This window comes from Arenimonas composti TR7-09 = DSM 18010, assembly GCF_000426365.1.
Lineage (GTDB): Bacteria > Pseudomonadota > Gammaproteobacteria > Xanthomonadales > Xanthomonadaceae > Arenimonas > Arenimonas composti.
Map to the genome: position 1 here is coordinate 197266 of NZ_KE384525.1, position 26159 is coordinate 223424.

Annotated in this window: 29 protein-coding genes; 10 read left to right on the forward strand and 19 right to left on the reverse strand. The window is 71.8% G+C overall.

Annotation, left to right across the window (positions count from 1 at the left end; genetic code table 11):
* Window positions 1–19: 19 nt before the first annotated feature.
* Window positions 20–1705 (reverse strand): serine hydrolase, encoded by a 1686-nt coding sequence (locus K311_RS0114395; protein ID WP_026817869.1) that lies wholly within the window; start codon window positions 1703–1705, stop codon window positions 20–22.
* A gap of 142 nt (window positions 1706–1847) precedes the next feature.
* The gene (locus K311_RS17265; RefSeq protein WP_081683488.1) at window positions 1848–3134 is read right to left on the reverse strand and encodes a formimidoylglutamate deiminase; all 1287 of its coding nucleotides are present in this window, start codon (window positions 3132–3134) and stop codon (window positions 1848–1850) included.
* Between the two features lie 72 nt (window positions 3135–3206).
* Here K311_RS17265 and K311_RS17270 point away from each other — a divergent pair, with 72 nt between their 5' ends.
* Window positions 3207–4385, forward strand: a complete 1179-nt coding sequence (locus K311_RS17270; protein ID WP_043798209.1) for a CaiB/BaiF CoA transferase family protein — start codon at window positions 3207–3209, stop codon at window positions 4383–4385.
* Window positions 4382–5614: an imidazolonepropionase gene (hutI, locus tag K311_RS17275; RefSeq protein WP_043798207.1), complete on the forward strand. Its 1233-nt coding sequence runs from the start codon at window positions 4382–4384 to the stop codon at window positions 5612–5614. Before K311_RS17270 ends, hutI begins: the two co-directional genes overlap by 4 nt.
* A gap of 79 nt (window positions 5615–5693) precedes the next feature.
* Here the strand turns inward: hutI and K311_RS0114415 are convergent, their stop codons facing one another.
* Both K311_RS0114415 and K311_RS0114420 read right to left on the reverse strand, forming a co-directional pair.
* A complete protein-coding gene (locus tag K311_RS0114415) occupies window positions 5694–5876 on the reverse strand; it encodes a 30S ribosomal protein THX (protein ID WP_026817870.1) in 183 nt (60 codons plus the stop codon).
* A 71-nt stretch (window positions 5877–5947) separates the two neighbouring features.
* Window positions 5948–6346, reverse strand: a complete 399-nt coding sequence (locus K311_RS0114420; RefSeq protein WP_043798234.1) for a MerC domain-containing protein — start codon at window positions 6344–6346, stop codon at window positions 5948–5950.
* Between the two features lie 97 nt (window positions 6347–6443).
* Between K311_RS0114420 and K311_RS0114425 the strand changes: the two genes are divergently transcribed.
* Window positions 6444–8573 (forward strand): TonB-dependent receptor, encoded by a 2130-nt coding sequence (locus K311_RS0114425; protein WP_051240208.1) that lies wholly within the window; start codon window positions 6444–6446, stop codon window positions 8571–8573.
* A gap of 150 nt (window positions 8574–8723) precedes the next feature.
* Here K311_RS0114425 and K311_RS17280 read toward each other — a convergent pair whose 3' ends face one another.
* From K311_RS17280 to gltX, 3 genes are read right to left on the reverse strand one after another with little or no spacing between them, the layout of a single operon-like run.
* On the reverse strand, window positions 8724–10010 hold the full coding sequence (locus tag K311_RS17280; protein ID WP_051240209.1) for a succinylglutamate desuccinylase/aspartoacylase family protein: 1287 nt from the start codon (window positions 10008–10010) through the stop codon (window positions 8724–8726).
* Window positions 9995–10498: a transcriptional repressor gene (locus K311_RS0114435; protein WP_026817873.1), complete on the reverse strand. Its 504-nt coding sequence runs from the start codon at window positions 10496–10498 to the stop codon at window positions 9995–9997. The genes K311_RS17280 and K311_RS0114435 overlap by 16 nt, the downstream gene beginning before the upstream one ends.
* Window positions 10499–10525: 27 nt before the next feature.
* Entirely contained in the window at window positions 10526–11920 is a 1395-nt protein-coding gene (gltX, locus tag K311_RS0114440; RefSeq protein ID WP_026817874.1) for a glutamate--tRNA ligase, read from the reverse strand.
* A gap of 110 nt (window positions 11921–12030) precedes the next feature.
* On the opposite strand from gltX, the gene K311_RS17285 reads away from it, so the two are divergent.
* Both K311_RS17285 and lpxH read left to right on the forward strand, forming a co-directional pair.
* On the forward strand, window positions 12031–12714 hold the full coding sequence (locus K311_RS17285) for a peptidylprolyl isomerase (RefSeq protein ID WP_211223673.1): 684 nt from the start codon (window positions 12031–12033) through the stop codon (window positions 12712–12714).
* The gene (gene lpxH / locus K311_RS0114450) at window positions 12711–13436 is read left to right on the forward strand and encodes a UDP-2,3-diacylglucosamine diphosphatase (protein WP_026817875.1); all 726 of its coding nucleotides are present in this window, start codon (window positions 12711–12713) and stop codon (window positions 13434–13436) included. The genes K311_RS17285 and lpxH overlap by 4 nt, the downstream gene beginning before the upstream one ends.
* A gap of 31 nt (window positions 13437–13467) precedes the next feature.
* Here lpxH and K311_RS0114455 read toward each other — a convergent pair whose 3' ends face one another.
* From K311_RS0114455 to K311_RS0114465, 3 genes are read right to left on the reverse strand one after another with little or no spacing between them, the layout of a single operon-like run.
* On the reverse strand, window positions 13468–13809 hold the full coding sequence (locus K311_RS0114455; protein WP_026817876.1) for a zinc ribbon domain-containing protein YjdM: 342 nt from the start codon (window positions 13807–13809) through the stop codon (window positions 13468–13470).
* A complete protein-coding gene (locus K311_RS0114460) occupies window positions 13806–14465 on the reverse strand; it encodes a hypothetical protein (RefSeq protein ID WP_154659593.1) in 660 nt (219 codons plus the stop codon). Before K311_RS0114460 ends, K311_RS0114455 begins: the two co-directional genes overlap by 4 nt.
* Window positions 14466–14476: 11 nt before the next feature.
* On the reverse strand, window positions 14477–15181 hold the full coding sequence (locus tag K311_RS0114465) for a hypothetical protein (RefSeq protein WP_026817878.1): 705 nt from the start codon (window positions 15179–15181) through the stop codon (window positions 14477–14479).
* Between the two features lie 132 nt (window positions 15182–15313).
* On the opposite strand from K311_RS0114465, the gene K311_RS17910 reads away from it, so the two are divergent.
* Window positions 15314–15700 carry a cupin domain-containing protein gene (locus tag K311_RS17910; protein ID WP_051240211.1) on the forward strand — a complete coding sequence of 129 codons (387 nt, stop codon included), beginning with the start codon at window positions 15314–15316 and terminating at the stop codon, window positions 15698–15700.
* Window positions 15701–15969: 269 nt separating this feature from the next.
* Here the strand turns inward: K311_RS17910 and K311_RS0114480 are convergent, their stop codons facing one another.
* The 5 genes from K311_RS0114480 to folC form a co-directional block, all read right to left on the reverse strand.
* Window positions 15970–16794, reverse strand: a complete 825-nt coding sequence (locus tag K311_RS0114480; protein WP_026817879.1) for a ferritin-like domain-containing protein — start codon at window positions 16792–16794, stop codon at window positions 15970–15972.
* 140 nt (window positions 16795–16934) lie between these two features.
* A complete protein-coding gene (locus K311_RS0114485; protein ID WP_026817880.1) occupies window positions 16935–18518 on the reverse strand; it encodes an amidophosphoribosyltransferase in 1584 nt (527 codons plus the stop codon).
* 4 nt (window positions 18519–18522) lie between these two features.
* A complete protein-coding gene (locus K311_RS17295; RefSeq protein WP_051240212.1) occupies window positions 18523–19122 on the reverse strand; it encodes a CvpA family protein in 600 nt (199 codons plus the stop codon).
* 8 nt (window positions 19123–19130) lie between these two features.
* Entirely contained in the window at window positions 19131–20183 is a 1053-nt protein-coding gene (locus tag K311_RS18935; protein WP_026817881.1) for an SPOR domain-containing protein, read from the reverse strand.
* Between the two features lie 61 nt (window positions 20184–20244).
* A complete protein-coding gene (gene folC, locus K311_RS0114500) occupies window positions 20245–21534 on the reverse strand; it encodes a bifunctional tetrahydrofolate synthase/dihydrofolate synthase (protein ID WP_026817882.1) in 1290 nt (429 codons plus the stop codon).
* Window positions 21535–21710: 176 nt separating this feature from the next.
* On the opposite strand from folC, the gene K311_RS0114505 reads away from it, so the two are divergent.
* The 3 genes from K311_RS0114505 to K311_RS0114515 all read left to right on the forward strand — a co-directional run bounded on the left by K311_RS0114505 (window position 21711) and on the right by K311_RS0114515 (window position 22685).
* A complete protein-coding gene (locus K311_RS0114505) occupies window positions 21711–22082 on the forward strand; it encodes a hypothetical protein (RefSeq protein ID WP_026817883.1) in 372 nt (123 codons plus the stop codon).
* A gap of 129 nt (window positions 22083–22211) precedes the next feature.
* Window positions 22212–22379 carry a hypothetical protein gene (locus K311_RS18570; RefSeq protein WP_154659594.1) on the forward strand — a complete coding sequence of 56 codons (168 nt, stop codon included), beginning with the start codon at window positions 22212–22214 and terminating at the stop codon, window positions 22377–22379.
* A 120-nt stretch (window positions 22380–22499) separates the two neighbouring features.
* Window positions 22500–22685: a hypothetical protein gene (locus tag K311_RS0114515; RefSeq protein WP_026817884.1), complete on the forward strand. Its 186-nt coding sequence runs from the start codon at window positions 22500–22502 to the stop codon at window positions 22683–22685.
* A gap of 108 nt (window positions 22686–22793) precedes the next feature.
* Here the strand turns inward: K311_RS0114515 and K311_RS0114520 are convergent, their stop codons facing one another.
* From K311_RS0114520 to K311_RS18660, 4 genes are all read right to left on the reverse strand, one after another.
* A complete protein-coding gene (locus K311_RS0114520) occupies window positions 22794–23444 on the reverse strand; it encodes a histidine phosphatase family protein (protein WP_026817885.1) in 651 nt (216 codons plus the stop codon).
* Window positions 23444–25006, reverse strand: coding sequence for a phosphoglycerate dehydrogenase (gene serA, locus K311_RS0114525; protein WP_026817886.1), 1563 nt, complete (start codon window positions 25004–25006; stop codon window positions 23444–23446). Before serA ends, K311_RS0114520 begins: the two co-directional genes overlap by 1 nt.
* Window positions 25007–25182: 176 nt before the next feature.
* Window positions 25183–25743 (reverse strand): hypothetical protein, encoded by a 561-nt coding sequence (locus tag K311_RS18575; protein WP_154659595.1) that lies wholly within the window; start codon window positions 25741–25743, stop codon window positions 25183–25185.
* On the reverse strand, window positions 25740–25889 hold the full coding sequence (locus tag K311_RS18660; protein WP_161627325.1) for a hypothetical protein: 150 nt from the start codon (window positions 25887–25889) through the stop codon (window positions 25740–25742). Before K311_RS18660 ends, K311_RS18575 begins: the two co-directional genes overlap by 4 nt.
* A gap of 49 nt (window positions 25890–25938) precedes the next feature.
* On the opposite strand from K311_RS18660, the gene K311_RS0114535 reads away from it, so the two are divergent.
* Window positions 25939–26159, forward strand: a 221-nt coding sequence (locus K311_RS0114535) for an IS5/IS1182 family transposase (RefSeq protein WP_026817888.1), incomplete at its 3' end; no start/stop codon positions are given.

Sequence of the window (26159 nt, forward strand, 5' to 3'; positions counted from 1 at the left end):
CGCTCAGGATAGCGGCGGCTCAGCGCCGCTCGCCACGCATCGCCTGGCCGCCCTGCAGCAGGGTGACCGCGGTCACCCGGCCGTCGCCGTCGCGTTCGAAGCGGAACTCGGCGCCGACCTGCGGCACGACGAACACGTCACGCGCCGCGGGCTCGGCCGGGATCGCCTGCTGGCCGGTGCCCTGGATGAAGAGGCGGCCGTCGCGTTCGAACACCGTCAGCGCGAACTGTGGCGCCAGCGGGTACTCGCCCGCATACGCCTGCAACTCCGCCACCGTCGGAGCGGCGTCGGCCGCGATGCCGCCCGCCGAACCGTTCGCTGCCGCGGGATCGACACGCTCGGCCGGCATCACCGCGCCGCCCTGCTGCCACTGGAAGCCCCAGCCGCCACCGGGCTGGCGCACCGGACGCAGCACCGCATCGAAGGCCAGCGGATGGAAGTCGCCGGCGCTGTCGTAACCGAGTTCGAACTCCGGCTGGCCGTCCGGGTGGATGAACATCCGGCTGCCGTCGTGGCGGATCGTCGCCGCCAGCCCCGCGCTCAGCCGCCAGCGGCCGGCGAGCGCGTCGAGCAGTTCGGTCGGGGGTGTCGCCGGCTTGCGCGGCTGGCCGAGCGGCAGCTCCGGGTCGACGAGGTGCAGCGCGAGGCTGGCCAGGCCGCCGACGGAAGTGAGCGCGGTGTCGGACAGCACGACCACGCCGCGGCCGGCGGCGACATCGAAGCCGACGAACGACGAGAAGCCGCCGGTGCCGCCCTCGTGCGCATGCAGGGTGCCGCCGGGCAGCCGGCCGAGCATCCAGTTCATCGCCATCGGTCGGCCGGAAGCGGTCGGCACCGGCTCGCGGGTCAGCGCCAGCGCCGGATCCAGCGCCGAGGGCCGCTGCCCGAGGTGCGCCTGCACGTAGGCGACCATGTCGGCGAGCGTCGCCCGCACGCCGCCGACGCCGGCGGCGTCGGCCGCGAAATCCCAGGGCGAGGTCGGCTGCCGGTTCGGCAGATGCCCGACCGCGGCGCGCACGCCGGCCGGCGGCGCGCCGATGTGGGCGGTGCGCATGCCGAGCGGCGTGAACAACTCTTCGCGCATCAGCGCGTCGAAGGGCATGCCGGCGCGGCGCGCGACCGCGATCGAGAGCAGCATCGACGCGAAGTTCGAGTACTCCATCGTCGTGCCCGGGGCGCGCGTCAGCGCGGCGTGCTCGATTGCCTTCAGCAGGCCGTCGACGTCCATCGCCGCGTAGGGATTCGCCGGGTCCGGGATCGGCACGCCCGCCGGCAGTGCCGGCAGGCCGCTGGTGTGGGTGACGACATGGCGCAGCAGGATCGGCTGGCCCTCGAACTCCGGCACTTTCGTGCCCGGCAGCCAGGCCGACAGCGGCTCGTCGAGCGAGGCCTCGCCGGCGGCGATCCAGCGCGCCAGCAGGGCCGCGGTCATCGTCTTGCTGACCGAGCCGATCTCGAAGGCGACGTCGCCCTCGATGCGCGCCTGCTCGGCCGGATCGGCACAGACGTGGGCGGTGCGGACGTCGTCGGCGATCACCGCGACCGCGACGCAGGCGCCGGTGCGGTCGCCGCCGAACCGCTGCTCGACCAGTGCGCGCAGCGCCGGGTCATCGCCGGCCGGCATCGCCGGCGGTTCGGCACGCGCCGCGGCGGTGGCCAGCAGCGCGAATACCAGGGGAACCATCGTCGTCAGGCGTCGGCGCATCGTCGGAACCTCCTCTCTCGGGACGCTGTCAGCCTGCCGCAGCCGTCCCCACGCTGAGGGCCCCTGCGACGAACCGCCGCGGGGCGCCGACGAAACCGGCTTACGCGGCGGCGGATACAGGAAGCTTTGGACACGGAGCACCCTAGTCGGCAAGCAGGGCGCGCAGGGTGTCGGCGTAACGGCGCGCGATGCGGTCGCGATCGAGGTGGCGGCCGTCACGGACGACCTGTCGGCCGGCGACATGGACGTCGCGGACGAGACAGCGGTTGCCGGCGAAGACCAGCCGGTCGAGCAGATCGTCGCCGCGCGCGCCCGCGAGCGCCGGTGCGTCGGCGTCGAGCACGACGGTGTCGGCGGCCGCGCCGGCCTGGCCGCAGGCACGCAGGCCGCCGCGCAGGGCTTCGCCGAACAGGCATTCGCCGGTGCTCGGCACCGCCGCGCCGACGGCGATGTTGCGCCGGCGCTGGACCAGGCGCTGGCCGTATTCGAGCCAGCGCAATTCCTCGACCGGCGACACCGACACGTGCGAATCCGAGCCGATGCCCCAGCTGCCGCCGGCCGCGAGGTAGTCGCGCAGCGGGAACAGGCCGTCGCCGAGGTTGGCTTCGGTGGTCGGGCAGATCGCCACGGTCGCGCCGCTGGCGGCGATGCCCTGCACTTCCGCGGCGTTCAGATGGGTCGCGTGCACCAGCGACCAGCGCCGGTCGACGTCGGCGTTCGCGAGCAGCCACTCCACCGGGCGGGCGCCGCGCAGGGCCTCGCATTCCTGCACCTCGCCGATCTGCTCGGCGATGTGGATGTGGATCGGCAGCGCCGCGTCGCCGATCCAGGCCAGCAGCTCCTGCAGCGCGCCCGGCGGCACCGCGCGCAGGCTGTGCAGGGCGACGCCGATCGCGAGGGTGTCGGAGGCGAGCGGGCGGAGGTCGTCGATCAGCGACTGGTAGGCCTGCAGCGAATGCCCGAAACGGCGCTGGCGTTCGCCGAGCGGGCGGCCGTCGAAACCGCCGGTCATGTACAGCACCGGCAGCAGGCTCAGGCGCATGCCGGTGTCGCGCGCGGCGGCGACCAGCGCCTTCGACATCGCCCCGTGGTCGTCGTAGGGGCGACCGTCCGGCTGGTGGTGCAGGTAGTGGAACTCGCAGACGCTGGTGAAGCCGGCCTCGAGCATCTCCGCGTACAACTGCGCGGCGACCGCGTACTGGCTGTCCGGATTGATGCGGCCGGCGAAGCGGTACATCAGCTCGCGCCAGGTCCAGAAACTGTCCTCGGGATGCGTCTGCCGTTCCGCCAGGCCCGCCATCGCGCGCTGGAAGGCGTGCGAATGCAGGTTCGGCATGCCGGTCACCGACCAGCCGCGGCAGCGCGCGGCGGCGCCGGCGGCGTTCCAGCCGTCAGGCCCGAAATGCTGGAAATCGCCGGGTTCGCCCATGTGGCGAGTTTCGCATGCACGGCGGCGCTTCGCCCATGCGCCGCCGGGGGCGGCGGCTTACACTTCCCGGCGATGAGCGCCCTCGACGGAATCACCGTACTGGAACTGTCGCGGGTCCTCGCCGGCCCGTGGTGCGGGATGATGCTGGCCGACCTCGGCGCCGACGTCATCAAGCTCGAATCCTTCGACGGCGACGACACCCGCGGCCTCGGCCCGCCCTTCCTCGCCGGCACCCGGCCGGAGGACGGCATGTCGGCCTACTTCGCCTGCTGCAACCGCAACAAGCGTTCGCTGGCGATCGACCTGCGCGCGCCGGCGGCGCGGCCGCTGATCGAGGCGATGCTGCGCGAGGCCGACGTACTGGTGGAGAACTACCGTACCGGCGGCGCCGAAGCGCTCGGCGTCGGCTGGGACGAAGTGCGCGCGATCAATCCGCGGCTGGTCTACTGCTCGATCTCCGGCTACGGCCGCGACGGTCCGGACGCGCTGCGCCCCGGCTACGACTACGTGGTGCAGGCCGAGGCCGGGATGATGGCGATCACCGGCGCCGCCGGCGGCGAGCCGAGCAAGGTCGGTGTCGCGGTCGCGGACCTGGCGACCGGGCAGAACGCCGCCACCGCGATCCTCGCCGCGCTGCTGCAGCGCCACCGCGACGGCCGCGGCCAGCGCATCGACGTGTCGCTGTTCGACAGCCAGCTGGCGATGCTCGCCAACGTCGCCAGCAACGTGCTGTTCACCGGTGCCGATGCCTCGCGGCTCGGTAATGCGCACGCCAGCATCGTGCCTTACCAGGCCTTCCGCGCCGCCGACGCCGACTTCGTGCTCGCGATCGCTTCCGAGAAGCTGTGGCTGCAGGCCTGCGCCGCCCTCGGCCGCGACGACCTCGCGGCGGATCCGCGTTTCCGCAACAACGCCGCCCGGGTCGCCAATCGCGAGGCGCTGGTGGCCCTGCTGCAGGCGATGTTCGCGCAGCAGCCGAGCGCGCACTGGCTGGAGCTGTTCGCCGCTGCCGGAGTGCCGGCGGCGCCGATCAATTCGGTCGCGGAAGCGATCGCGCACCCGGTCGCGGCCGCCCGCGGCATGCGCCTCGAGATCGACGGCGTGCCGATGCTCGGCAGCCCGCTGAAACTCTCGCGCTCGCCGGCGCGCAGCGAGCTGCCGCCGCCGCGGCTGGGGGCGCACAGCGACGAGATCGTCTCGCGTTACGGTTTCGATCCGCGGTCGCTGCGCCGCGAAGGGGCGATCCGGTGAGCGCGCCGCGCTGGGACGGCCTGCTGCTCGACGCGCGGCTGGCGACGCTGCGCGAGGAGCTCGGCGCCTACGGCGCGATCGCCGACGGCGCGATCGGATGGAAGGACGGCGTGATCGCCTTCGCCGGCCGCCGTGACGAACTCCCGGGTGATCCGGCCACGCTGGCGACCACGGTGGAATCCGCCGGCGGTCGCTGGCTGACCCCGGCGCTGGTCGACTGCCACACCCACCTGGTCTTCGCCGGCGACCGCGCGCCGGAATTCGAACGCCGGCTGCAGGGCGTGAGCTACGAGACGATCGCCCGCGAGGGCGGCGGCATCCTGTCGACGGTGCGCGCGACCCGCGCCGCCGACGAGGAGGCGCTGCTCGCCGCCGCGCTGCCGCGGGCGCTGGCATTGCGCGCCGACGGTGTCGCCACCGTCGAGATCAAGTCGGGCTACGGCCTCGATTTCGACAGCGAGCGGAAGATGCTTCGGGTCGCACGGCGGGTCGGCGCCGAGACCGGTCTCGACGTGCGCACGACCTATCTCGCCGCGCATGCGCTGCCGCCGGAATACGCCGGCCGCGCCGACGATTACATCGCCGCCGCGATCGAATGGCTGCCGCGCCTGCATGGCGAAGGCCTGGTCGACGCCGTCGACGCCTTCTGCGAGGGCATCGGTTTCAGCCCGGCGCAGACGCGGCGGCTGTTCGACGCCGCGCGCGCGCTCGGGCTGCCGGTGAAGCTGCACGCCGACCAGCTCAGCGACCTCGGCGGCGGCGGCATCGTCGCCGACTACGCCGGCCTCTCCGCCGACCACATCGAGTGGACGAACGGGGAAGCGGTCACGGCGATGGCGCGGGCCGGCACCGTCGCGGTGCTGCTGCCCGGCGCCTTCCACGTGCTGCGCGAAACGAAGCTGCCGCCGCTCGACGCGCTGCGCGCGCACGGCGTCGCGATGGCCGTCGCCACCGACCTCAATCCCGGCACCGCGCCGCTGCAGTCGCTGCGCCTGGCGATGGCGCTGGCCTGCACCCATTTCCGCCTGACGCCGGAGGAAGCCCTGCGCGGCGCCACCGTGCACGCCGCCGCAGCGCTCGGCCTGCGCGACCGCGGCCGCCTGGCCCTCGGCCAGCGGGCGGACATCGCCGAGTGGTCCATCGCCCACCCGGCGGAACTCTGCTACTGGCTCGGCGGCTCCCTGCTGCACACCCTCCGCCTCCGCGGCACCCCGCCACCCCCCCTGTAGGAGCGCCTTCAGGCGCGATCCGAACCCGAAAACAAAAAGCCCCGCCGAAGCGGGGCCCTCGCGACCACCTGCAGACGAACTACTTCGCCGCCGCAGCCTTCTTCGCCGGCGCCTTCTTCGCGGCGGTCTTCGCGACCGGCGCCTTCACGGCCGGCGCGGCCTTGCCGGCGGTCGCCTTCTTCGCGGTGCCGGTGGAGCGCGCGTTGCCGTGGCTGCTGGCGAAACGCTTGCCCTTGGCGGTCTTCTTGTCGCCCCTGCCCATGATGCTTCCTCGGTGTTTGTGTCGATAAGGGGCGGCAAGCCTATCACTGCGCCCCGGATGCGGCCAGAAGGTCAGTGCGAGTGACCCCAGGACAGGCGCAGGTTGACCAGGTGGGCGATCGCGATCAGCACGCCACCCACGGCCATCGCCACCGCATGCGGCACCACCGAGGTGTGCAGCGGCTGGTACAGCAGCCCGGCCCAGGTCAGGGCCAGGCCGGGGCCGACCAGCAGCCAGGCGTGGTAGGCGCGGTGGCCCCGGTATCCCAGATACAGGCTGGTCACCGCGAGCACCGTCGCCAGCGCGACGAAGGTCGCCTCGAATCCATGCCAGCTGGCGAGCCCGAGACCGAAGGTCGGCACCAGCGCCAGCGCGACCGGAATCAGTGCGCAGTGCAGCGCGCACAGGAAGGCGCCGAACGCGCCGAGGCGGTCCGCCCAGGGCGGCAGGTGCAGGCGCTTGTGGGGCATCGGGGAGGCGTCCATCGCGGATGACTTATGGAACATAGTAACGTTCAGGCGCGTAACTGTATAACATCGCGCTCTGCTCCGCACCGTTCGCCACCGCATGTTCGAAATCCCTTCCCGCCCCCTCTCTGCCCCGCCCCGGCCGCTGCCGCTCGCGGCCGCCCTCGCCACCGCCCTGCTGCTGGCGCCGCCGGCCCGGGCCGACGACGTCGGCGAAGGCGGCGACCACCGCCACGACACCCCGGTCGAGCTCGACGCGATCGAAGTCGACGCCTCGCCGCTGCGGCAGCGCCTGGACGCGGTCGCGCGCCCGGTCGGCGTGCTCGCCGGCGAGGAACTCGATGCGAGTCGTGCCGGCAGCATCGGCGAGACGGTCGCGCGCCTGCCCGGCCTGCAGTCCTCGTTCTTCGGCGCCGGCGTCGGCCGACCGGTGATCCGCGGCCAGGACGGCGCCCGCGTGCAGGTGCTCAACGGCGGCACCGGCGCCCTCGACGCATCGACGATCAGCGCCGACCACGCGGTCGCGATCGAGCCCTTCCTCGCCGACCGCATCGAAGTGCTGAAGGGGCCGGCCTCGCTGCTGTTCGGCAGCGCCGCGATCGGCGGTGCGGTGAACGTCGTCGACGGCCGGGTGCCGACCGCGCCGCTCGGCCTGTCCGTCGGCGGCCGCGCCGAGGTCCGCTACGGCAGTGGCGCCGGCCTCGGCGTCGGCGCGCTGCGCCTGGATGGCGACGCCGGCGCACTGAGCTGGCACGTCGACGGCTTCCGCCGCAGCGCCGGCGATGTCGGCATTCCCGGTCATGCGCTGTCGCCCGGGCGGATCGCGGAAGAGCTGGCCGAAGGCGAGGATCCGGATCACTTCACCCACGGCCGGCTGCCGAACAGCCGCCTCGCCAGCGACGGCGGCGCGGTAGGCGCCAGCTGGTTCGGCGAACGCGCCTGGGCCGGTGCCGCGGTTTCGACCTACCGCAGCGATTACGGCATCCCGCCCGGTGCGCATTCGCACGACCCGGACGACGACGACGATCACGACGCCGGCCACGACGAACACGATCACGAGGCGCATGCGGTGCGCATCGACCTGCGCCAGCAGCGCCTGGACCTGCGCGGCGGCGTGCGCGAAGCCGGGCCGCTGCAGGAATTCGCCTGGCGCCTGAGCCGCGGCGACTATCGCCACAACGAGATCGAGGACGGCGTGGTCGGCACCCGTTTCGAGGCGCGCGGCACCGAGCTGCGCCTGGAAGCGGTGCAGCAGCCGATCGCCGGCTGGCGCGGCGCCTTCGGCCTGCAGGCCGGCGAACGCGACTTCGCGGCGATCGGCGACGAGGCCTTCGTGCCGGCGTCGAGCTCACGCGACCTCGGCCTGTTCGTGATGCAGGAACGCGACTTCGGCCGCTTCAAGCTCGAGGTCGGCGGCCGCCACGAACACGTGCGCATCGATCCCGACGGCGCCCTGCCGGCGCTCGACCGCCACGCCGGCAGCCTCGCACTCGGTGGCCTGTGGAAGTTCAGCGACGCGGTGCACCTCGGCCTGAACCTCGACCGCGCCGAACGCGCGCCGGCCGCCGAAGAGCTCTACGCCGCCGGCGCGCACGTCGCCACCGGCAGCTGGGAGCGTGGCGACCCGGGGCTGCGCAACGAGATCGCGCGCAGCGCCGAACTGTCGCTGCACCTGCACGGCCCGCGCCACGAGGCGACGATCGCCGTCTACCGCACGCAGTTCGACGATTTCATCCACCTGCGCGACGGCGGCCGCGAGATCGACGGCCTGCCCGAGCGCCTGTGGGCGCAGGCCGACGCCCGCTTCGCCGGCTGGGAAGCGGAAGCGCGCTTCGAGCTCGCGGATGTCGCCAGTGGTCTGTGGGAACTGCGGGTGTTCGCCGACGGCGTGCGCGCCCGCCTCGCGAACGGCGAACGGCTGCCGCGCATCGCGCCCGGGCGGGTCGGCGCCGACCTCGAATGGCGACGCGGGCCCTGGCGTGCCCGCCTCGGCGCGCTGCGCGTACACGCCCAGGACGAGGTCGCTCCCGGCGAATCCCCCACGCCCGGTTACACGCTGATCGACACCGGCGCCGCCTGGCACCACGACGTCGGCGACCTCGGCTGGGAGGTCTTCGTCGAGGCCCGCAACCTCGGCAACGCCGACGCGCGCGTGCACACCTCGTTCCTGAAGGACTACGCGCCGCTGCCCGGACGCAATGTGGAAATCGGCGTGCGCGTGCTCTTCTAACCCGCTGCAGGCCCCCCCCTGTAGGAGCGGCTTCAGCCGCGATCACTCGCCCCTCGCGGCAACGCGGCAACCACGCGATCCCGACAGTGATCGCGGCTGAAGCCGCTCCTACGGGGGGTGGGGCGGGAGGGGGGGGAAGAGGAACGGGGGTCAGTCGTAGTCGGCGGCTTCCGGCCGCGCTTCCGGATCCTCGGCATCTTCCGGCGCCGGCGTCGCCGGCGCGCTCGCGGCTTCTTCCACCGCGCGCTGTTCGCTGGTCTCGGTGCCGAGGTTGTAGGCGGCGTAGCCGGGCAGCACGGCCTGGTTCTGGGCCATGCCGATCACGCGGCCGGCGACCGGCGCGAGGATGTAGCGCTCGGTATTGGTCACCGGATCGATCACGCGGCCGAGGCGCTGGCCGGCGATCACCCGCTGGCCGAGTTCGACCTCGCTGATCAGCAGGCCGGCGGAATTCGCGCGGATCCAGCGCGAGTCGAGGAAGATCGGCGCAGGCTCGACCGACGGCGTGGCATTGGCGAGCACGTGCACGGTGTCGGCATCGGGCGCCGGCAGCATGCCGAGCTTGAGCATCAGCCGGTCGATGGCGGCCACCGCCTGCGCGATCTCGGCGGGCTCCAGGCGCAGCGGCGCACCGACCTCGAAGGTGACCGCCGGGATGCCGATCTGGGTCGCCGCGGTGCGCAACATGCCCTTCGCCCCGGGGCTGTGCAGCACGACCGTGGCGCCGAAGCCGCGGCTGAATTCGATCACCCGCTCGTCGGTGAGGTCGGCGCGCACCTGCGGCAGGTTGCTGCGGTCGAAACTGCCGGTGTGGAAGTCCACGAGCATGTCGCAGTGGCGGACGATGTCGGTGAAGAAGGCATTGGCGATGCGCGCGGCGATGCTGCCGTGGCGGCTGCCGGGGAAACTGCGGTTGAGGTCGCGGCGATCGGGCAGATAGCGGGTGCCGCGCGAGTAGCCGAACACGTTGACGATCGGCACGCCGATCACCGTGCCCGACAGCCGGCTCGGGTCGACCGCGTGCGCGACCCGGCGCACGATCTCGACACCGTTGATCTCGTCGCCGTGCACGCCGCCGATCAGGCAGAGTACCGGCCCCGGCAAAGCGCCACGGGTCACCACCACCGGGCTCGGGATCTCGGCATTGCTGATGCCGCCGCCCGGCCGCCATTCCAGCGACACGCGGGTGCCGGGCACGACCACGCGGTCGAGGATCGCCAGCGGCGTCACCAGCTGTTCCGGCGGTGTTTCCGGCGCCAGCAGGTCGGGACGCGCGAGCCCCGGCGGCAGTTCGGTGTCGCGGCCGGTCGGGTCGAGCACGCGCGGACGCTCGAGCGGGAAATCCTGCGCCGCCGCGGTCGCGCCGAGCAGCAATGCCGCCAGTGCGGCGGCGACGCGTCCGGGCACCGGCCGCCGCGGCCTCAGGCTGCGGCGCATGCGGCGCACAGTCCGTGCACTTCCAGCGTCTGCGCGCGCGGCGAGAAGCCGAGGGCGCGCGCTTCGCGGTCGAGCATCGCCGGGATCGCCTCGTCCTCCAGTTCCACCGCATTCGCGCAGCGGTCGCAGATCAGGAACGGCACGGAATGGCGCACGTCCGGATGGTGGCAGCCGACGAAGGCGTTGATCGACGCCAGTCGGTGGATGAAGCCCTGCTCGAGCAGGAAGTCCAGCGCCCGGTAGACCGTCGGCGGCGCGCTCGAACCGTTCTCGTCCTTCATCCGGTCGAGCAGGTCGTAGGCCTTGACCGGCTTGCCGGCGGCGGCGATCAGGCCGAGCACCTGCGCCCGCAGCGGGGTCAGGCGCACGCCGCGTTCGGCGCAGGCGCGCTCCACCGCCTGCAGGTAGGCGCCGGCCCCGTGCACGTGGTGCGCGGGATCGGTGCAGGCCGGGGAATCGGCGGCGGCGGTGCGGCGACGTTCGCTCATGCCGCTAGCGTCGCCGAAAACCGTCCGTCATGCGAGCCGCGACAGCGCGGCATCGATGCGGCGCAGGGCCTCGTCGCGGCCGGTCAGGTAGACGGTGTGGTCGATCGACGGGCTGACCTGGGTGCCGGTGATCGCGACGCGCAGCGGCTGCGCGATCTTGCCGAGGCCGATGCCGAGTTCGCCAGCGGTGGCCTGCAGGGCCTCGTGCACGGCTTCCACCGTCCATGTCTCCAGCGCCGCGAGCTTTGCGCGGACCGTGGTCAGCGGCGCCCGCGCCGCCTCGACCAGGTGCTTCGCGCAGGCCGCGGCGTCGTAATCCGTCAGCGGGCGGTACCAGACCGCGGCCTTTTCGGCCATTTCCTTCAGCGTCTGCACGCGGTCGCGCAGGGCGATCACGACGTCGGCCGGATCCGGGCCGTTCGCGAGGTCGTAGCCGGCGGCCTGCAGCTGCGGCACGAAATGCGCGGCGACCGCCTGCGGATCATCGGTCTTCAGGTAATGCTGGTTGAGCCAGCCGAGCTTGGCCGGGTCGAGACGCGAGGCCTTCTGGTTGACGTCGGTGATCGCGAACAGCGACTTCAGCTCGTCGACGCTGAAGATCTCCTGGTCGCCGTGGCTCCAGCCCAGGCGTGCGAGGTAGTTCACCAGCGCATGCGGCAGGTAGCCCTCGTCACGGTAGTTCATGACGTTGGCGGCGCCGTGGCGCTTGCTCAGCTTGGCGCCTTCGGGGTCGAGGATCATCGGCATGTGCGCGAAACGCGGCACCGGCGCGCCGAGCGCCTCGTAGATGTTGATCTGGCGCGGGGTGTTGTTGACGTGGTCGTCGCCGCGGATCACCTCGGTGATGCCCATGTCGAGATCGTCGACGACCACCGCGAAGTTGTAGGTCGGCCAGCCGTCGCTGCGGAAGATCACCAGATCGTCGAGCTCGTCGTTGCTCCACTCGATGCGGCCCTTGATCAGGTCGTCGAACACCACCGTGCCGCCGATCGGGTTCCTGAACCGGATGACGCGGTTCGGGTCGTCGCGCCAGGGCTCGCCGCGGTCGCGGTAGGCGCCGTTGTAGCGCGGCTTCTCCTTCGCCGCGAGCGCCGCCTCGCGCATCGCCTCCAGTTCTTCCTTCGTCTCGTAGGCGTAGTAGGCCTTGCCCTCGGCGACCAGGCGTTCGGCGACCTCGCGGTAACGCTCGAGGCGGTCGGTCTGGTAGACCGGGCCCTCGTCGTAATCGAGGCCCAGCCAGTCCATCGCCTCCAGGATCGCGTCGATCGCCGCCTGGGTGCTGCGCTCGCGGTCGGTGTCCTCGATCCGCAGGATGAACTGGCCGCCCTGGCGGCGGGCCTCCAGCCAGCAGTACAGGGCGGTGCGGGCGCCGCCGATGTGCAGGAAGCCGGTGGGGCTGGGGGCGAAGCGGGTGCGGGTCATGGAGATCTCCGGGAAGCCGCGCATTTTAGCGGCTTCTGCACTACCTCGTACCTCGTACGAACTACGAACTCCGCTGTTAGGATTTCCGGGTCGTCCCCGCCGGAATCCCCGTGCTGCTCCGCATCCTCACCCTGCTCGCCGGGCTATTCATGCTGCCCGCCTTCGCGACGCCGACGCCGGTGCCGGCGCAGGTCGCTGCAGAGGACGCCGTCTCGACCCCTGCCCCGCCACCGCGGGTGATGCTGGTGACGAATCTCGGGGAGATCGTGGTCGAGCTGGATCCGGTGGCGGCGCCGAAGACGGTCGAGAACTTCCTGGCCTATGCGCGCGACGGTCACTACAACGGCACGATCTTCCACCGGGTGGTGCCGGGGCTGCTGGTGCAGGCCGGGGGCTTCACCCCCGACCTGCAGCAGAAGCCGACGCGGGCGCCGGTGCCGAGCGAGGCCGACAACGGTCTCGGCAACCGCCGCGGCACGCTGGCGGCGGCGCGGGAGCGGGGTGCCGCGGATTCGGCGACCGCACAGTTCTTCATCAACCTCGCCGACAACCCGCAGTTCGACCGCCGCGCCGGCGACACGCCCTATACCGGCGGCTATGCGGTGTTCGGACGGGTGGTGCTCGGTATGGACGTGATCGAGCGCATCGCCGCGGTGCCGACCGCGGCGAAGGCGCCGTTCACCGGCTGGGTGCCGGTGACGCCGGTGATCATCGAACGCGTGCAGGTGCTGCCGCCGCCCGGCAGCGACGACGCCGCACGTGCACCCGCCGCCGCAGGGGAGACGGTGCCGTGAGCACGCTGTTCGTCTCCGACCTGCATCTGGATCCGTCGCGCCCGGCGATCACCGCGGCCTTCCTCGGCCTGCTCGCCAGCGACGCCCGCCCCGCCGAGGCCCTGTACATCCTCGGCGACCTGTTCGAGGCCTGGGTCGGTGACGACGACCCCGGCGAGCCCGGCGCCAGCGTTTGCGCGGCCCTGCGCGACTTGGTCGACGCCGGCGTGCCGGTGTGGCTGATGCGCGGCAACCGCGATTTCCTCTACGGCCAGGGTTTCGCCGAACGCAGCGGCGCCCGCCTGCTGCCCGACCCCTGCGTGATCGACCTGTACGGGCAGCCGACCCTGCTGATGCACGGCGACCTGCTGTGCAGCGACGACCTCGCCTACCAGGCTTTCCGCCGCCAGGTGCGCGATCCGGCCTGGCAGGCACAGTTCCTCGCCCAGCCGCTGCCGGCCCGGCAGGCCTTCGCGGCGCAGGCGCGCGCCGCCAGCGCCGCGCACCAGGCGCAGGCGGGGATGGAGACGATCACCGACGTCACCCCGGCAACGGTCGCGGACACGATGGCGCGTCACGGTGTTTCGCGGCTGATCCACGGCCACACCCACCGCCCCGGCCTGTTCCCGCTCGAGGTCGGCGGCCGGCCGGCGCTGCGCATCGTGCTCGGCGACTGGTACGAACAGGGCTCGGTGCTGCATGCCGACGCCGACGGCTTCTCGCTGAGCCGGCTGCCGGTGTAGCCGCTGGCCGCGCCGGTCGGCGCGCGCCGCTTCAGGCCTTGCGCACGAACTCCGACTTCAGCTGCATCGGGCCGAAGCCGTCGATCCTGCAGTCGATATCGTGGTCGCCGTCGACGAGGCGGATGTTGCGCACCTTGGTGCCGACCTTCACCACCGACGACGAGCCCTTGATCTTCAGGTCCTTCACCAGCGTCACGGTGTCGCCGTCGGCGAGCACGTTGCCGAAGGCGTCGCGCACGACCGTCGCGGCGTCTTCCGTTTCGGCGGCGGCCTGCGGCGACCACTCGTGCGCGCATTCCGGACAGACGAGCATCGCCCCGTCCTCGTAGCTGTATCCGGACCCGCACTGCGGGCAGGGGGGCAATCCACTCATGGGTTCTCTTCCCGGTACGACAGGTATTGCTCGGCGTAGAACGCGCGGATGAAGTCGAGCTTCTCTTCGTCCGTCCAGTCCTGGTCCCCGAAGCGCGTCCAGACCTCGGCGAAGGCGGCGCTGCGCGAGAAGGCGGCGAAGCGTTCCTCACGGTAGGCCTCGAAGGCGGCGCGGTCGAGCGACAGGTACTCGACGACGCGGCCGTGCTCGACGATCAGCAGCTGGTAGTGGTCGAAGGTCGAGCCGTAGCCCAGGTGCACGTAGTCCACCAGCTCGCCATCGGGGATCAGGATCGCGCCGGAATACCAGTCGGCGACGACCCGCGGCATCGCCGGGAACAGGTCCTCGCGGATGCTTTGTTGCTGCATCGAAAACTCTTCCGAGCGGCCGCGAACGCGGATCCAGGCGTCGACGAGCACCAGCTGGCCCTCCTCCACGGTCCATTCGGCGATGTAGCCGCGCCAGTTGGACGAGGAGATCATCGCCGCCTCCGGCGGCCGCCAGCCCTGCGCCTTGATCCATTCTTCCAGCGGCTCGGTCTGCAGCCAGAACTCCTTGCCGTCGAGCCGGATCCGGTCGCCTTCCTGCGCCGTCGCCGCGGCCACGCCCGGCAGCAGCAGGGCCAGCACGAGCAGCCATCGCACCATCGCGTTCATCGTCTACTCCTTCAGTCGCGCAGGTGACGCTGCTTGTCGAAACCGCCGACCTCGAACTCGAAGGACGGCGTCAGGTGGCCGCTGGCCGGCAGTTCGATGCGCACGCGCCCGGCGGCGTCGAGGGCCTCGAGGAAGCGGTCGCGGTCGACGATGAACAGGGCCGGGCCGGTGCCGGTGTCGGCCGGATCGCCGGCGTAGGTCTGCGGCTCGCCGCCGTCGAAACGGATGCGCAGCCGGCAGGGCGGCCCGCATTTCAGTTCCTTCTGCGCCAGCACCAGGTAGGCGCTGTCGCCCCAGGACGGATGCCGGCGGAAAATCAGGCGGGCATCGGGGATCGGCGGCGGCGTCTCCGATTCCGGGTCATGGCCGACGCGGCTGTCGAGCGCCGCGGTGACCTGCACGCCGCCGCCCTCGACCGGATTGCGCTGGTAGTCCCAGGCGTCGCGCAGGCGGCGCTGCTCGCGCTCGACCTCGGCCTTCGCCTGCACGTCGGCCAGGGTCTGCCGCATCGTCGCCGCGGCGCGGGTCTCGCCGTGTTTCCTCCGCAGTTCGTCGGCATGGTACTCGGCCAGTTCCCAGTCGCCGTCCTCGCGGGCGCTGTCGTAGTCGAGCAGCAGCCGGTTCCCGGCCGCCTCGTCGAAGGCGGGATCGGGCGGCGCCTGCGTGCAGGCGGCCAGGGAGAAGGCGAGCACGGCGAGAGGCAACCAGGGCTTCATCCGGATCTCCGGCGGGTTCGGTGGCCCGATTATCGCCGAGGCGACCGCTGCCGCGCCGCCGCCGCGTTGCCCCGGACGACGCGCGAGGCCGCGCGCCGCCGCCGGCGCCGGGCCGGCCGAAGGGGAATCGCCATGAAAGTCCTGCCGTTCCTGCTGCTCACCAGCGTCGCCACGCCACTGCCTGCGGCCGCCTGCCTGCCGCCCTGGGAAGAGCCGGAACGCGACGGCCTCGACCTCGTCGAAGTCGCCGGCGGCCGCGCGAAGGTCGTGTTCGAGAACGCGCGCGTGCGCGTGCTCGAGGTGAACGTCGCCCCCGGCGAGCGCACCGGCGTGCACCGCCACGGCGAGCACCTGGTGGTCTTCCTCGCTCCCGTCGAAGGCCAGAACATCGGCGTCGATGGCCGGCCCGTGCCCGTCCGCTTCGAGAGCGGCGCCGTGCACTGGGGCGACCCGATCACCCACGACACCGTGAACACCGGCGCGGCGGCGACGAGGAACCTGATCATCGAACTCAAATGAACGACGAACTACGCCGCACCCCGGCGACGAGGCCGAGCACGATCGCGAGGATGTTGCGGAAGATCGTCATGCGCAGTCCCCTGTGCACCCTGTAGGAGCGGCTTCAGCCGCGATCGCAGCATACGGCCACGAGGCAGAGGTAGCAGCCAGGAGGTAAGAGGTAGTACAGCGGAGCCCGCGCTTCGCGCGAGGTGGGAGTGCCGCGCATGCCGCGCTCGCGCGCCCCCTGCTTCACTACCTCTTACTTCTTACTTCTTACTTCTTACTTCTTATCCCTTACCTCCTACCCCTGCCTCCTGGTCCAGCGTCTCGAGCCGCGCCAGTTCCTCCACCCCGAACCCCGCCGCCAGCCGCGCCTCGCGGTTGAACGGCGGCCGCACACTGGCGCCGGCGACCTCGCGCACGAGGCGGATGAACTCGCGGCCCGGCGCCAGGCCGTCGCGTTCGCAGCACCAGTGGAACCAGCGGCTGCCGGCGGCGACGTGGGCGACTTCCTCGCGCAGGATGGTCTCGAGGATGCGCGCCGAGGCCTCGTCGCCGACGTCGCGAAGGCGGGCGATCATGCCCGGCGTCACGTCCAGCCCGCGCGCCTCCAGCACGCGCGGCACCAGGGCCATGCGCGCGCGGTCGCATTGCGCGGTCTTCATCGCCATCTCCCACAGCCCGTCGTGGGCGGCGAAATCGCCGTAGGCGAAGCCGAGTTCGCGCAGGCGCGCGGTGATCATCGCGAAGTGCCGTGCCTCGTCGTCGGCGACCTGCAGCCAGTCGGCGACGAACTCGCGCGGGAGCTCGCGAAAGCGGTAGGCGGCATCGAGCGCGAGATTGATCGCGTTGAACTCGATGTGCGCGATCGCGTGCAGGAAGGCCGCGCGGCCCTCGACGCTGCCGAGCCCGCGCCGTGGCACGTCGCGCGGATGCACCAGCAGCGGCCGCTCCGGCCGCCCCGGAATCCCGATCGCCGCCGGCTCCGGCGCATCGCCATCGACGTCCAGCCCACCGCGCGCGAACGCCGCCACCAGCGCCCGCGTCGCCGCGACCTTCGCCGCAGGCTCCCGCTCGGCCAGGCAGTCAGCGATGCCGTCGAACAGTTTCATCCGTGGAAGCTTGTCGAAAGGAACACAGATCACGCAGATGCACGCAGATCACAGCGGATTCATCGGGACGGAAGAAGCGGCGTTCGAACATCCGCCTTTATCCCCCGAATCTGCGAAATCTGCGTTCCTGATACGTACTGTCACGCCCCGCGCCGCTTGCGCTTGGCGTCGTCGCTGCGCAGCTGCTGCACGCGCTCGAAGTAGCCCGGCTCGACGCCGGTGACGTATTCGCCGCTGAAGCAGGAACTGTCGAACTGGCGGCCCGGGAACTTCGGCCCGGCGACCGCCGCCTCGAGGTCGGCCAGGTCCTGGTAGACCAGCCAGTCGCAGCCGAGCAGCTTCTCGATCTCTTCCTCGCTGCGGCCGTGCGCGACCAGTTCCTCGGCCGAGGGCATGTCGATGCCGTAGATGTTCGGGTAGCGCACCGGCGGCGCCGCCGACGCGAGATACACCTTGCGGGCGCCGGCGTCGCGGGCCATCTGCACGATCTGCTGGCTGGTCGTGCCGCGCACGATCGAATCGTCGACCAGCAGCACGACGCGGTTGCGGAATTCCAGCGGGATCGTGTTGAGCTTGCGGCGCACCGAACGCCTGCGCTCGCCCTGCCCCGGCATGATGAAGGTGCGGCCGACGTAGCGGTTCTTGACGAAGCCCTCGCGGTACTTCACGCCGAGCACGTTGGCGATCTCCAGCGCGGCGTCGCGCGAGGTGTCGGGAATCGGGATCACCACGTCGATGTCGTGGTCGGGGCGCAGGCGCAGGATCTTCTGACCCAGCGTCACGCCCATGCGCATGCGTGCCTTGTGCACCGAGATGTTCTCGATCATCGAGTCCGGGCGGGCGAAGTACACGTATTCGAAGATGCACGGCGTGCTCGGCCGCGCCTCGGCGACGACCTGGGTGTGCAGGCTGCCGTCGTCGCCGATCACCACCGCCTCGCCGGGCAGCACGTCGCGCTCGCGCACGAAGCCGAGCACGTCGAGCGCCACCGACTCCGACGCCACCGCCCACTCCGTCCGCCCCCCCGCTTCTGTAGGAGCGCCTTCAGGCGCGATCCCTTTGCCTGTAGGAGCGCCTTCAGGCGCGATCGCCGTGCCGGCGGAAGGCATCGCGCCTGAAGGCGCTCCTACAGAAGCGGGGGGTTCGCGCTTGCCGAGGACGAGGGGGCGGATGCCGTTGGGGTCGCGGAACGCGACCAGGCCCAGGCCCATCACCATGCACACGACCGCGTAGCCGCCGGCGCAGCGGCGGTGCACGCCCTGCACCGCGCGGATCGCCGCGGCCGGGCTCAGCTCACCCTGCGCCTGCAGCTCGTGCGCGAACACGTTCAGCAGCACCTCGGAGTCGGACTCGGTGTTGACGTTGCGGCGGTCCTGCTCGAACACGAGGCGGCGCAGCGCGTCGGTGTTGATCAGGTTGCCGTTGTGCGCCAGCGCGATGCCGTAGGGCGAGTTCACGTAGAACGGCTGCGCCTCGTCGCTGCCCTCGGAGCCGGCGGTCGGATAGCGGCAGTGGCCGATGCCGACGCGGCCGGTCAGCAGTTCCATCGCCGGCGCGTCGAAGACTTCCTTCACCAGGCCGTTGCCCTTGTGCAGGCGCAGCCGGTGGCCGTCCATCGTGGCGATGCCGGCGGCGTCCTGGCCACGGTGCTGGAGCACCGTCAGGCCGTCGTAGAGGGCCGCGGCGACGTCGCTGGCGCCGGCGATTCCGATGATGCCGCACATGATTTCAGTTCTCCGGAGCGGGATCGCCGGCTTCCACCGCCGGCGGTAGGGCATCGGCCGGCACGTCGGCCGGCACCGGCAGCGCGCCGCCGCCCGGCATCGCCAGGACGTCGTCGCCACCGAAATCGAGCAGCCGCGCGGTATCCGCCGGCAGGAAAGTGATCATCCAGTCGGCGCCGCGCCGGGCCTCGGGCAGCAGCCGCGATTGCGCCCACCAGTCTTCCTGCGGCACCGGCGTGAAGCCCAGCAGCAGCACCGCGACGCAGACCAGCACGAGCCCGCGCACCAGGCCGAAGCCGACGCCGAGCAGGCGGTCGGTCGCCGACAGGCCGCTGCTGGCGATCACCTTGCCGATCGCCCACACCAGCAGGCCGCCGCCGACCAGGGTCGCGAGGAACACGCCGGCGTGGCCGACGAACTGCCGTGCCGACGGCGACTCGATGCCGGTCAGCATCGCCGCGACCTCGCTGCCGAAGCCGATCGTCAGCCAGAACGCCGCGACCCACACGGTCAGCGACAACACCTCGACGATGAAGCCGCGCCACAGGCCGAAGCCCATCGACACCAGCAGTACGGTCAGCAGTGCGTAGTCCGCCCAGTTCATCGCGCCGCTCAGGGGTGGGACACGACGATCGCCTCGCCGCCGAGGCGGGCGATCACCTCGTCGCGGCGACGCTCGGCGGTCGCGCGGTCGGCTTCCGGGCCGACGCGCACGCGCCAGACCGGGCCGTTGCTGCTCGTGACCCGCTGCACGAAGGCGACGAAGCCGGCGCCGCGGGCGCGTTCGCGCACCGCATCGGCATCGGCCTCGCTGCGGAAGGCGCCGAGCTGAACCGCGAAGCCGACCTCGGCCGTCGCCGCCGGGCGCGGTGCCGGGCTCGCCGGCGCCGGCGCGGCAGCCGCCGGTGCCGGCGCCGCCGACGCCGCCGACGCCGCCGCGTCCAGTGCGATCACCGAAGCCGGCGAGCCACTGACGCCCTGCACGCGCAGCCGCGCCTGTTCGGCGGCCACGCGCTCGGCGTAAGGACCGACGCGCAGGCGCAGCGCCGGCTTGCCGTCGATGCGGATGTCCTCGCTGATCACCGGCAGGCCCTGGCCACGCAGGCGACCGGCGAGCGCCCGGGCGTTGTCGAGGTTGGCGAAGGCACCGACGTTGACGGCGTAGCGGCCGCCGGCGGTGCTCGCGGGCAGCGGTTCGGCGGCGGCTGGCGTCGGGGTCGGCGTCGGCGCGGCCGGCGCCGGAGCCGGCGTGGCAGGCGCCGGCGCGGCCGTGGCGGGCGTGGCCGGCGCGCTCGCGATCGGCTCGCCGGTCGCCGGGTCGATCGCGGTCAGCGGGCCACCATCGTCCTCGGCCATCGGCAGTTCGTCGATCCGCGGGGCGGCGCTGCCGTCCTGGTCGACGGTGACGATCGCATCCGGGTCACCGGCGCCGGCGGCCGCGCGATCGGGGCCGGTGACACCACCCGCGGGCACGTCGCCGGGGGTCACGAGCGGCAGTTCCCGGGTCTGGAAGCCCGCTTCCGGCGCCGCCGGCGCGTCGAGTGGAATGCGCGCGGCGTCGGCCTGGTCCGGGTCGCCTCCCTTGAGCAGCATCGGCAGGAAGATCACGGCCAGCGCCACCAGCACGGCGGCGCCGATCAGACGCTGTTTCAGGGCGGAATCCATCGAGGGGGTGTCCGGCCGGGGAGGTGCCGGAATGATAACCCGGGACGATACGCCGACCGGTTCACGTCCCGGCCAGTGCTTCAGCCACCGTGTGGAAGGAGCCGAACACCAGCACCCGGTCGGCCGGCCCGGCGGCCGCCGCGGCGGCGGCGCGGGCGTCGGCCAGGCGTGCGCAGGCGACGGCCTTCACATCGACGCCGGCCGCGGCCGCGGCGGCCTGCAGCCGCGCCAGCATCGCGCCACCGTCGAGGCCGCGCGGGCCGGCATCGGTGATCGCGGCGGTGAACCATTCGGCGATATGCGGCGCCAGCGGCGCGACGATCCCGGCGATGTCCTTGTCGGCCAAGGCCGCGAACACCGCGACGGTGCGCCGGGGATTCGCCGCGAGCCAGGCCGCCAGTTCGCGCGCGGCCTGCGGGTTGTGGGCGACGTCGACGACGGTTTCGGCCTGCCCCGGCGGCGCCGCCAGCCGCTGCAGGCGTCCGGGCACCTGGGCGCCGCGCACGCCTTCGACGATCGCGGCGTCGGGGACCACCCCGCCCGGCAACGGCAGGTCGAGGGCGCGCAGCGCGGCGATCGCGGCGGCGGCGTTCTGCCGCTGCGACGGCGCCGCCAGCCGCGGCGACGGCAGCTCGATCGACCAGCCGGGCTCGCGCCAGCGCCAGCGGCCGTCGCCGAGGTCGTCGATCAGGTAATCGGAGAACCCCCGGATCGCGTAGGCGCCGAGCGCGTAGGCACGGCGCAGCAGCGACGACGGCGGGTCGCGTTCGGCCAGCACGCAGGGCTTGCCGGCACGCAGGATGCCGGCCTTCTCGGCGCCGATCGCCTCGCGGTCGTCGCCGAGCCAGTCCTGGTGGTCGAGGTCGACGGTGGTGACCACCGCGACATCGGCGTCGACGAGGTTGGTCGCATCCAGGCGCCCGCCGAGGCCGACCTCGAGGATCGCCAGGTCGAGGTCGGCTGCCTCGAACAGGCGCAGCGCCGCCAGCGTGCCGTATTCGAAATAGGTCAGCGGAATGTCGGCGCGCGCCGCCTCGATCGCCGCGAAGGCGGCGACCAGCGCCGCGTCGTCGGCCTCGGCACCGTCGATGCGCACGCGCTCGTTGTAGCGGCGCAGATGCGGCGAGGTGTAGGCGCCGACGCGCAGCCCGGCGGCGCGCGCGATTGCGTCGATGAAGGCGACCGTCGAGCCCTTGCCGTTGGTGCCGCCGACCGTGATCACCTGCCGCGCCGGCCGCCCCAGCCCGAGCCGCGCAGCGACTTCGCCGATGCGCGCGAGCCCGAGCGCAATGGTCTGGGGGTGCTGCTGTTGCTGGTGTGCCAGCCAGGCGGTGAGGGTTCTCGAATCCATCGGCGGATTATCACTGGGGCGAGTAACGAGTGGAGAGTAACGAGCAACGAGTAAGAGCGGCTGCGCCGCGACTCGCCACTCGCGCGGCACGCGCGGGCATCCACTCGTTGCTCGTTACTCTCCACTCGTTACTCGCTCTGGTTGACCGGAACGCCCCCCGCCGTGACGATGCCGGCATGACCCGTCTCCTGCTCCCGCTCCTCTTCGCCGCCGCCGGTGCGGTGCTGCTGATCCTCGCGATCATTGGACCACGCGTCCTGGCCCGGCTGCCGCGCAACCGCCTGCGCGACGGGCGGCTGGCGGTGAACCGCACCGAGGCCGGGGTGCTCGGCCCGGCGCTGTTGCTGGCCGGCTTGTGGTGCGGTCCCTGGCTGGTGCCGCCGGGATCGAGCCTGCTCGGAGCGCTGGTGCTGGCGCTGCTCGCCGCCACCGGTGTGCACGCCTTCCTGCGCCACGGCAACGAGCCGCTGCGGGCGAAGGCGGCAGCGGCGGCGAAGCCGGCAGCGGATTCGCGGGCGAAAAAGCGCAGGAAGCGGCGCGCGGCCTGATGTCGAGTTCGTAGTTCGTACGAGGTACGAGGTAGTTGGTCTGCGCGGGCGTACCGGGGCGCTGGTGTTCACGCGGCCACGCGCGGCGGTCGGGGAGTCTTCGGCGACCACTGGCCGTAGGAGAGCGCCGTGAACCGACACGACCCGAACCGCAGACCGGACGCCGGCCTCCCGCACGAAAGCGAAGCCGGGAAGGAGGTGCGCCAGCGCGCGAACCCGGACTCGCCTGAGGCGCCGCCACCGGATGCCGAGCCCGATCCGGGCACGGCGCCGGGCGACGAGGCGCCGAGCGGCTAGCGCATGCGGCTGCGACCGCCGCCGCGGCCGTTCCTGGTGTCGGCAGCGCGCAGGCGCAGCGAACGGCGCCGCCGGCGCTGAGGTAACCTGCACGCCTCCCCCAATGCCGGAAATCCCCCTTTGGCCAAGCCGAATTATTCGTTCGAGAAGCGCCAGCGCGAACTCGCCAAGCAGAAGAAGAAGGCCGAGAAGGAAGCGGAGAAGGCGCTGCGCAAGCGGGCCAACGCCGGCGCCCCCGACGCGCCGCCGGCCGATGCCGACCTGCTCGAGAACACCGACCCCGGCGATCCGGCCCCGACCGGCTGACCCGCCGTTGCCGTAGGAGCGCCTTCAGGCGCGATTCCTTTCCTCTGCGCCGCGAAGGTCGCCATCGGCGAGAAGCATCGCGCCTGAAGGCGCTCCTACAGGGGTGGGTCAGAGGGCGCGGTGCACGGCCTCGCCGAACAGCGCGGTGTGGTGGGCGCAGTCGTTCAGGCGCACGACCTCGAGCGCGTCGACCGAAGGGCCTTCGAGCAGGTTCAGCGTCGTCGGCGCCTGGCGGAAGCTCCAGAGTCGCGCCAGCGGCAGGCCGAGCACACGGCACAGCAGCACGCGATTGACGGCGTCGTGGGCGACGACCAGCAGGGTGTCGTCGGCGCCCAGGCCCTCGGTGGCGCGGGCGAAGGCCGGCCAGGCGCGCTCCAGCACCACGCCGATCGACTCGCCGCCCTCGCCCGGCATCTGCACGGTCTCGGGCGCCTCGCGCCAGGCGCGCAGCCGCTCCGGATCGCGCGCGCGGATCTCGCTGGCGAGCAGGCCTTCCCAGTCGCCATGACCGATCTCCTGCAGGCCGGCATCGACACCGAGCAGGCCGGCGCGCGCCTCCCCGAGCGCGAGTTCGGCCGTGCGCCGCGCCCGCGACAGCGGTGACGCGACGGCACGGGTGATCGCGACCTCGCGCAGGCGCTCGCCGAGCTGGCGTGCCTGCGCTTCGCCGACCGGCGACAGCGCGATGTCGCGCTGGCCCTGGTAGCGGCCTTCGGCATTCCACGGCGTCTCCCCGTGGCGGGCGAGCAGGACGCGCATCAGACCTGCTCCATCGAACGGATGCCGGGAATCCCGCGCAGCGAGGCCAGTTGCGCCGCCGGCACCTCGCGGTCGACGGTGATCGCGGCGATCGCGCCGCCGTCGCCGGTGGCGCCGAGCGAGAAGTTGACGATGTTGATGCCGGCGGCGCCGAGGTGCGAACCGACCAGGCCGATCACGCCCGGCCGGTCTTCGTTGCGCATCAGCAGGATGTGCGCGAGCGGATCGAAGTCGAGTTCGACGCCGTCCAGGCGCACGACGCGCGGACCGCGGTGCAGGGTCGCCTCGATCTCGCGAACGCCGTCGGCGCCTTCGACGCGCAGCTTCAGCAAGCGGTCGAAACCGTCGCCGTCGCCGCCGAGCGTCTCCGCCACTTCCAGCCCGCGCGCGGCGGCCTGCTGCAGCGCGTTGACCGGGGTCACGCGGCCGCTGGCGGAGCCGAGCAGCGCGGCGACGAGCAGGCGCGTCAGCGGCCGCGTGTCGAGGCCGTCGGTGCGCCCCGCGTAGGTCACCTGCAGCGTCTGCGGCGCCGGCACCAGCTTCGCGGCGAGCTTGCCCAGCGCGCCCATCAACGGCATCCACGGCCCGACCTCGCGCGCGGTTTCCGGGGTCAGCGGCGGCAGGTTGACGCAGCCGGCGACCGCGCCGGTGGCGACGAAGTCGATGATCTGCCGCGCCAGGATCGTGCTCACCGCCTGCTGCGCCTCGCCGGTGCTGGCGCCCAGGTGCGGCGTCAGGATCAGCTTCGGGTGCCCGCGCAGCGGCGAGTCCTTCGGCAGCGGCTCGGTCGCGAAGGTGTCGAGCGCCGCGCCGGCGAGGTGGCCGTCGTCGAGCGCGCGCAGCAGCGCCGCCTCGTCGACGAGGCCGCCGCGGGCGGCGTTGACGAGGAATCCGCCGGGCTTCATCGCCCGCAGCCGCGTCTCGTCGAGCAGGTTCGTGGTGTCCTTCGTGCGCGGGATGTGCAGGGTGATGACGTCGGCCCACGCCAACAGCGCGTCGAGCGTCATCAGCGGCACGCTGCCCTTGCCGGCGGCGCTCGCGGGCAGGAACGGATCGTGCGCGGCGACGTCCATGCCGATGCCCTGCGCCTTGCGCGCGACCGTGGCGCCGATGCGGCCCAGGCCGATCACGCCGAGCTTCTTGCCCTCGAGCTCGAAGCCGGTCAGGCCGGCCTTCGGCCATTCGCCGGCCTTCATGCCGGCATCGGCGCGCGGCACGTGACGCGCGAGCGCGAACAGCAGGCTCAGCGCGTGCTCGGCGGCGGCGAGGGTGTTGCCGTCGGGCGCGTTCATCACCGCGATGCCCTTCGCGGTCGCGGCCTCGACGTCGATGGTGTCGACGCCGGCGCCGGCGCGGCCGATCACCTTCAGCCGCGGCGCGTCGGCGATCGCCTCGGCGCCGACACTCGTCGCCGAGCGCACCAGCAGCGCGTCGACGTCCTTCAGCTTCGCGGCGAGCTTCGCCGGATCCTTGATCGCTTCGCTGGATTCCACGTCCCAGCCGGCGGCGCGGAACATCGCCAGGCCGTCCTCGTGGATCCCGTCACAGGCCAACACACGCATCGCACGCTCCTTGTCAGTGGGGGAGTCGGCGAGGCTTCCACGGCGGACACGCTGAGACCATCAGGAAACCCGCGCGGCTGTACGGCGCAGGTCGACTGCGGGTCTGGAGACGGGGCTGCGAGAGCATGGGAGTCCAGGACCGACGGGGGGACGTTAGCCCAACTGGCCTCGACGCGCTACCTGCCGAAGCCGACAGCGGATCTCGACAAGAAGATGCTATGGGTCTCGCCGCCTTCCTTGTACTGGAAGATTGCCAACAACCCGAATTCGGAAGAGAACACGTAGTGACGGTTACGCGTATCCGCGGCGCCACGACCGCCGGCGATGATGACGACCGGCAGGGCATGACCAAGTAGCCTGAACTCCTCGGTTCGAATAGCTTCGAAAGACCGCCCTTCCACTTCCCAGGATTCCCCGACGCTTATTTCTCCCTCGGGAACCGCGAATGAGAGGCGATCGGACAAGAAACAAGTGAAGCGTGTGTCCTCATCACACGACGCCAACCGACTTTGAGCGTGACCACCCCAGCTGGCGATCCCTCTGCGGGTATCGAGGGTGAGCCAATAGTCGGCGTGCTCTCGCTCATCTTCGATGCCAGTAGAAAGCAAAACGTAAGAATAGACTTCGCCTATCGATTCATGGTGTCGCTTCCCGTTTGAACACGCGGTAATGGCGACCACCAATAGCAAACCGCAGACAAGGAAGCTGGTTTCGATTCTGCCGAAGAGATAGCTCATCTTATTTCCTCGTCCATAGGTGTTTGGTCAATATGCTCGCGCACCCTTTCCGTCGCATCATTTTCTGCCGCTTGCTGCTCTTCATCAGTGACATAGGGCATATCGCCGTTCGTCTTGTTGCCATGGCCTAAGGAAGGTCTGAACAAGTCGCCCGAAGTGTGTTGAGATTGCGCGAAGCGGACAAGGGCGCGATCGATGGACCAGATGAGCTTCGGCGACGCGGAATACGCTGCCAGGAAGAAGACGACCCGGCGCGAGGTGTTCCTCGCCGAGATGGACAGGGTCGTTCCCTGGGATTCGCTGCTGAAGGTGATCGTGCCTTTCTACCCGGTGGCCGGACGCGGACGGCGGCCGTATCCGGTGCAGACGATGCTGCGTGTGCACCTGATGCAGAACTGGTTCGGCCTGAGCGATCC